Consider the following 1808-nt stretch of genomic DNA (forward strand, 5'->3'; position numbering starts at 1 on the left):
GTAGAGGCCGCTTTTCTTTATCCAACGGGCATCGCTGTCTTTACTCGGTGTGGTTTGGCTGCTGACTTGTCCTTCTTCATCGACTTCTATGGCCTGACGCTGTTTGCTGCCGGCGGTCTGAATAATGATGGCGTCAATGACGGCGACGGATGCTTTCTCTACTTTTAAGCCTTTTTCAGTCAGTTGGCGGTTGATCAGTTCCAGCAGTTCGGATAGGGTGTCGTCTTGCGCCAGCCAGTTGCGGTAGCGACATAAGGTGCTGTAATCGGGGATGCTCAGTTCGTCAAAACGGCAAAACAGGTTGAAATCGATGCGGGTGATGAGGCTGTGTTCGAGTTCGGGATCGGAAAGGCTGTGCCATTGGCCGAGCAGGACGGCTTTGAACATGGACAACAGGGGATAGGCGGGACGGCCGCGGTGGTCTCGGAGGTAACGGGTTTTTTGACGATTCAGGTATTGTTCGATCGGTTGCCAATCAATCACTTGATCCAACTTCAATAGTGGGAAACGGTCGATGTGTTTGGCGATCATGGCTTGGGCGGTTTGCTGAAAGAAGGTACTCATGGAAAATCCCCTAAATGTCTTGGTGGGAATTTAGGGGATTTTGGGGAATTTTGCAAAGGTCTCGGCCTATAATCTATCTGCCACACTCAAATATTCATTTTAAAAGCAAATTTATATCAAATAAGTACTTTTGCTTTATAATAACAACAAATACCCAACAAACAGGGAACAAACATGAAAAAAACACTAATGACACTTATCCTTTGCGCACTGACTCCTGCCGCCCTAGCTGCCGATACTTACGGCTACCTGGCCATGTGGCAAAACCCTACCGACAGCAATGAAGTGCTGCAAATCAAAACCACCAAAGAAAATGCCACCCAACTGGATGCGACAGCCGAACTCGAAACATTCTGCAAAGGCCAAGATGCCTTAGCCGGTATCAGCGCAGGCCAAGCAACAGGCTGTAAAACGGTTGTCCCACTGCACAATACCTGTATCGCTGTTGCCTACCCTAAAGCCATGGGCAAATTGACCGCGCAAAACGTAGTGGCCATTACCTCCCCTCGTTTCAAAACCGTGCATCAAATTGCCTTGAACCAGTGTATCAAAAAATACGGTTCACAAGGACAATGCGCTTTAGAAACAGTCTATTGCACTTCCGAAACCTACTATCAAGGTACGGTCAAAACCCTTTGGGAAAAAATCAAATCCATTTAAGGCCGTCTGAAAACAAAACCGGCTTGCCCGATATGCTCCATATCGCGGCAAGCCGGTTTTTTATTCTGGCTTTTATTTGCTGTTTTTTTCCAACAATTTGGCCACAACACCTTCAGCCTGTTTCACCAAATCAGGATTGGTTCGGAAGTGGTTTTCATCATTTAAAGAGTAGCTGACAGTAGAAACCGCATACTTCGTGCTTCGCAACACAAATACGCCTTTACGCAAGATTTCGTCATTGCCTTTGGTTTTGTAACGCAGGTTATACGGGCAAGAAGAATCATACAGTTTGCTGCGGTTGTCCGCTGTCACAATAGTGCTACCAATGCCGCGTTTTGCCAAAGCTTTAGACAAAGCACGATCCAAATCATGCGGTCTTACTTTTGCATTTTGAATGATGCAGACATGTTTGATACTGGTCAGCTCTTCAGGTTTCAATACTCTTTGTTCCGTAGTGGAACACGCGCCCAGCAACAATACGGCTGAAGCCGCTGCTAAAATCATGGTTTTCATCTGTTTTCCTTTTTAAAATTTTCAAACAATAAATATTCAGACGGCCTTTACAAAAAGGCCGTCTGAAAAAA

General features: G+C 46.0%; 3 protein-coding genes. 1 reads left to right on the forward strand and 2 read right to left on the reverse strand.

The features are described 5' to 3' along the window. The coding region (locus ACTHUE_RS17645; RefSeq protein ID WP_440424073.1) for a transposase at positions 1-564 on the reverse strand (564 nt) is incomplete at its 3' end. 174 nt (positions 565-738) lie between these two features. On the opposite strand from ACTHUE_RS17645, the gene ACTHUE_RS17650 reads away from it, so the two are divergent. After that, complete coding sequence (locus ACTHUE_RS17650) at positions 739-1224, forward strand: DUF4189 domain-containing protein (RefSeq protein WP_440424074.1); 486 nt, start codon at positions 739-741, stop codon at positions 1222-1224. A 72-nt stretch (positions 1225-1296) separates the two neighbouring features. Here ACTHUE_RS17650 and ACTHUE_RS17655 read toward each other — a convergent pair whose 3' ends face one another. Next, positions 1297-1737: a hypothetical protein gene (locus ACTHUE_RS17655; protein WP_070583965.1), complete on the reverse strand. Its 441-nt coding sequence runs from the start codon at positions 1735-1737 to the stop codon at positions 1297-1299. Between the last annotated feature and the right edge of the window lie 71 nt (positions 1738-1808).

Source organism: Neisseria sp. P0021.S005 (assembly GCF_051956955.1).